The organism is Kitasatospora sp. NPDC057512 (assembly GCF_042802135.1).
GTDB lineage: Bacteria > Actinomycetota > Actinomycetes > Streptomycetales > Streptomycetaceae > Kitasatospora.
In genome coordinates, this window is record NZ_JBHVET010000726.1 from 1 (window position 1) to 4,269 (window position 4,269).

General features: G+C 72.3%; 3 protein-coding genes. 1 reads left to right on the forward strand and 2 read right to left on the reverse strand.

The window, feature by feature from the left end; translation table 11 throughout:
- Positions 1-32 precede the first annotated feature (32 nt).
- The gene (locus ACFU6K_RS32645) at positions 33-437 is read right to left on the reverse strand and encodes a cobalamin B12-binding domain-containing protein (RefSeq protein ID WP_049660544.1); all 405 of its coding nucleotides are present in this window, start codon (positions 435-437) and stop codon (positions 33-35) included.
- Positions 438-760: 323 nt separating this feature from the next.
- On the opposite strand from ACFU6K_RS32645, the gene ACFU6K_RS32650 reads away from it, so the two are divergent.
- The gene (locus tag ACFU6K_RS32650) at positions 761-1,564 is read left to right on the forward strand and encodes a M23 family metallopeptidase (protein ID WP_380669214.1); all 804 of its coding nucleotides are present in this window, start codon (positions 761-763) and stop codon (positions 1,562-1,564) included.
- Between the two features lie 34 nt (positions 1,565-1,598).
- Here the strand turns inward: ACFU6K_RS32650 and pcrA are convergent, their stop codons facing one another.
- Positions 1,599-4,226 carry a DNA helicase PcrA gene (gene pcrA / locus ACFU6K_RS32655; RefSeq protein WP_380669216.1) on the reverse strand — a complete coding sequence of 876 codons (2,628 nt, stop codon included), beginning with the start codon at positions 4,224-4,226 and terminating at the stop codon, positions 1,599-1,601.
- Positions 4,227-4,269: the final 43 nt, after the last annotated feature.

A 4,269-nucleotide genomic window follows, 5' to 3' on the forward strand; every position in this document is an offset into this window, starting at 1 on the left:
CGGGAGGGCCGGCCCGCTCGACGCGCCGTGGCTCAGCCGGCCCGCAGGTTCGACTCGACCCAGGCGACCACGTCCCGGGTCGGCGTGCCCGGGGTGAAGATGTCCGCGACGCCCAGCGCCTTGAGCTCGGCGATGTCCTCGTCCGGGATGATCCCCCCGCAGAAGACCTTGATGTCCTCGGCGTCGCGCTCCTTCAGCAGTTCCAGCACCCGCGCGCACAGCGTCATGTGGGCACCGGAGAGGATCGACAGCCCGATGCCGTCCGCGTCCTCCTGGATCGCGGTGTCGACGACCTGCTCGGGCGTCTGGTGCAGTCCGGTGTAGATGACCTCCATACCGGCGTCGCGCAGGGCTCGCGCGATGACCTTGGCACCACGGTCGTGACCGTCGAGCCCGGGCTTGGCGACCACCACACGGATCGGCCCCGACACACTCATGACTGCCTCCTGGACCTCGTCGTCCACCATCCGACCGGGCCTCGTGGGCCGCCGGCGCGGTTAACGGTCAATAACCAACCTGAGGGGAGGTTAGCGCCACCCGGCACGGTTGACCGCGCCGCCTCCGAAGAGGAGGGCAAAGTCACAGCTCCGGGCCTTGCTACCAGCGGGTATACCCGTCCTTCCCGCAACCTCCGCACAGACCCCCCGGCCGACCCCTTGACATCCGGAGGTTTTTCCGGGGCGTCGCCCTTGGGACTACAGTCACGGCTGTTTTCCCCTCGTCCGACGACGCCCGAGGCCCACCGAGGAGGCAGCCCCCGATGGCTCCCGATGCAGCCGCCCGTCCGACCCGCGCGGAGCTGCGCCTCGCCGCCCGCGAGCAGTCCCGCGCCCAGCGCCGCGGCGCCGCCAAGGCGGCCACCCGGACGGCCCTGTTCCGGGTCGCGCTGCCGTCGGTGGCCGCGCTCGGGGTGGCCGCCGCCGCGGCGGTGACCGTGCAGGGGGAGGCCGACCAGCAGCGCGCCCAGGCCGCCGGACGGACGCCGCAGGCCACGGCGCCGGACACCGCGGCCGCGCAGGCGGCGACCCAGGCGGTCGCGGCCGGCGCACCGGCCCAGGCCTCGCGCGGCGACGCCCGCCAGCCGCTGGCCGGCACCCAGCCCACCGAGGCCCCCACCGCGCAGCCCATCGCGCAGCCCACCGCCGAGCCGGCCCCCGAGCCGGTCAAGCCCGCGGTGGTCATGCCGGTCGCCCGGCACGGACTCGGCGAACTGTTCGGCGAGGCCGGCACCCACTGGGCCAACCGGCACACCGGCATCGACTTCCCGGTGGACGGCGGCTCCGAGGTCTACGCCGTGACCGACGGCACGATCCGCACCCAGTGGAACCCGTTCTACGGCTACATGACGATCCTCAAGATGCCCGACGGCACCGAGGCCTGGTACTGCCACCTGCGGGCGTACAAGGTGCGCAAGGGCCCGGTGAAGCAGGGCGACGTGATCGCCTTCGTCGGCAGCAGCGGCAACAGCACCGGCCCGCACCTGCACTTCGAGATCCGGCCGCAGGGCAACGGGCCGATCGACCCGCTGCCCTGGCTCCTCTCGAACGGGCTGGACCCGCGCTAGCGGGTCGGGGCCCCTCCGCGGGGCAGAGCCCCGCTCAGAGCTTCTCGACCGGCGCGTAGCGCAGCAGCAGCTGCTTGCGCCCGTCGGTGCCGAAGTCGACGGTGGCCTGCGCCCGGTCGCCGACGCCCGTGACGGCCACCACCGTGCCCAGCCCGAAGCTGTCGTGGGTGACCCGGTCGCCGACCGCGAGCGAGACCGCCTCGCGCTCCACCAGCTGGCCACCGCGCCGCGCCGACTGCCCCCAGCCGGCCTTCGGCTTGGCCGCCGCGGCCGACGAGGAGGAACGCGAACTCCCGCCCCCGGACGAGGACTTGCCCCAGGACGAGCCCGAGGAGTAGCCGCGCTGGACCGGCGCCTGGGCCGCCCCGGTGCGCTTCCACTCCACCAGCGTCTCCGGGATCTCCTCCAGGAACCGCGAGGCCGGGTTGTAGGCCGGCTGCCCCCAGGCGCTGCGCAGCACCGAGCGGGTCAGGTACAGCCGCTCGCGGGCCCGGGTGAGCCCGACGTACGCGAGCCGGCGCTCCTCCTCCAGCTCCTTGACCTGGTTGAGCGCCCGCATGTGCGGGAAGATCCCGTCCTCCATGCCGGTCAGGAAGACGACGGGGAACTCCAGGCCCTTGGCCGTGTGCAGGGTCATCATCGTGATGACGCCCTGCCCGTCCTCGTCGTCGTCCGGGATCTGGTCCGAGTCGGCGACCAGCGCGACCCGCTCCAGGAAGTCGGCCAGCGAGCCGACCGGCGGCGTGCCCTCCTCGCCGGCGTCCGGCCGCTCGCCCGGGTCCTGCTCGTACTCCAGGGCGACGGAGGCGAGCTCCTGGAGGTTCTCCACCCGGGTCTCGTCCTGCGGGTCGGTGGAGGCCTGGAGCTCGGCCAGGTAGCCGGTCTCCTCCAGGACGGCCTCCAGCACCGCCGCCGGGCCCGCGCCCGACTCGACCACCTGGCGCAGTCCGGCCATCAGGGTGTTGAACTTCCTGACGGCGTTGGCCGAGCGCGCGGCCATCCCGTACGCCTCGTCGACCCGCACCAGCGCCTGGGCGAAGGAGATCCGCTCCCGCGAGGCCAGCGCGTCGATCATCGCCTCGGCCCGCTCGCCGATGCCGCGCTTGGGCACGTTGAGGATCCGGCGCAGCGGCACGGTGTCCTCCGGGTTGGAGAGCACCCGCAGGTACGCCAGGACGTCCCGGACCTCCTTGCGCTCGTAGAAGCGCACCCCGCCGACCACCTTGTACGGCAGGCCGACCCGGATGAACACCTCCTCGAACACGCGGGACTGGGCGTTGGTCCGGTAGAAGATCGCGACGTCGCCGGGCTTGGCCTCGCCCTTGTCGGTGAGCCGGTCGATCTCGTCGGCGATGAACTGGGCCTCGCCGTGCTCGTCGTCCGCGACGTAGCCGACGACCTTCTCGCCGTGGTCCCCGGCCGTCCAGAGCTTCTTCTCGCGGCGGTTGGCGTTGCGCTCGATGACGGCGTTGGCGGCGCTCAGGATGGTCTGGGTGGAGCGGTAGTTCTGCTCCAGCAGGATCGTGGTCGCGTTCGGGTAGTCCTCCTCGAACTGGAGGATGTTGCGGATGGTCGCGCCGCGGAAGGCGTAGATCGACTGGTCCGCGTCACCGACCACGCACAGCTCGGCCGGCGGCACCTCGGCCAGCCGCCCGGCCGCCGGGTTCACCGGCTCGCCGTCCACGGTGCGCCTGGGCGCGGCGGCGACGGATCCGCCGCTGAGCTCCCGGACCAGCATGTACTGGGCGTGGTTGGTGTCCTGGTACTCGTCGACCAGGATGTGCCGGAACCGGCGCCGGTAGTGCTCGGCGACGTCGGGGAAGGCCTGCAGCAGGTTCACCGTCGTCATGATGATGTCGTCGAAGTCCAGCGCGTTGGCCTCGCGCAGCCGCCGCTGGTAGAGCGCGTACGCCTCGGCGAGCTTCTTCTCCATCGGGTTGGCGGCCTGGTCGGCGAAGGTCTCCTCGTCGATCAGCTCGTTCTTGAGGTTGCTGACCTTCGCCGTGAACGACTTCGGCGGGAACTGCTTCGGGTCCAGGTCGAGGTCGCGGCAGACCAGCGACATCAGCCGCTGCGAGTCGGCCGAGTCGTAGATCGAGAAGCTGGAGGTGAAGCCCAGCTGCTTGGACTCGCGGCGCAGGATGCGCACGCAGGCGCTGTGGAAGGTGGAGACCCACATCGCCCGGGCGCGCGGGCCGACCAGCGCCTCGACGCGCTCGCGCATCTCGCCGGCCGCCTTGTTGGTGAAGGTGATCGCCAGGATCTCCCCCGGCTGCACCCCGCGGGCGCCCAGCAGGTGGGCGATCCGGTGGGTCAGCACCCGGGTCTTGCCCGAGCCGGCGCCGGCCACGATCAGCAGCGGCGAGCCCGCGTGCAGCACCGCCTCGCGCTGCGGGTCGTTCATCCCCTCCAGCAGCTGCGCCGGGTCCACCACCGTCCGCGCCGCGCCGTTGCGGTACCAGGCGTCCCGCTCCGCCTCGGCGGCGTGGTCGGTCTGGAACAGGCCGTCCGGGATGGCCTCCTCGTACGCGTCGTACGGGGCCTCCTCCTCGTACGGCGGGGGCTCCTCACCGATGGCGTCGACGGGCGCGTCGGGCTGCTTCGACCCGGCGGCGGGTGCCTCGAAACCGGGGAGCGGAAGGTCGTCAAAGAGGCTACTCATGGCACATCGAGTCTATGGCCACCCACCGACAAGCCCGCCCGCC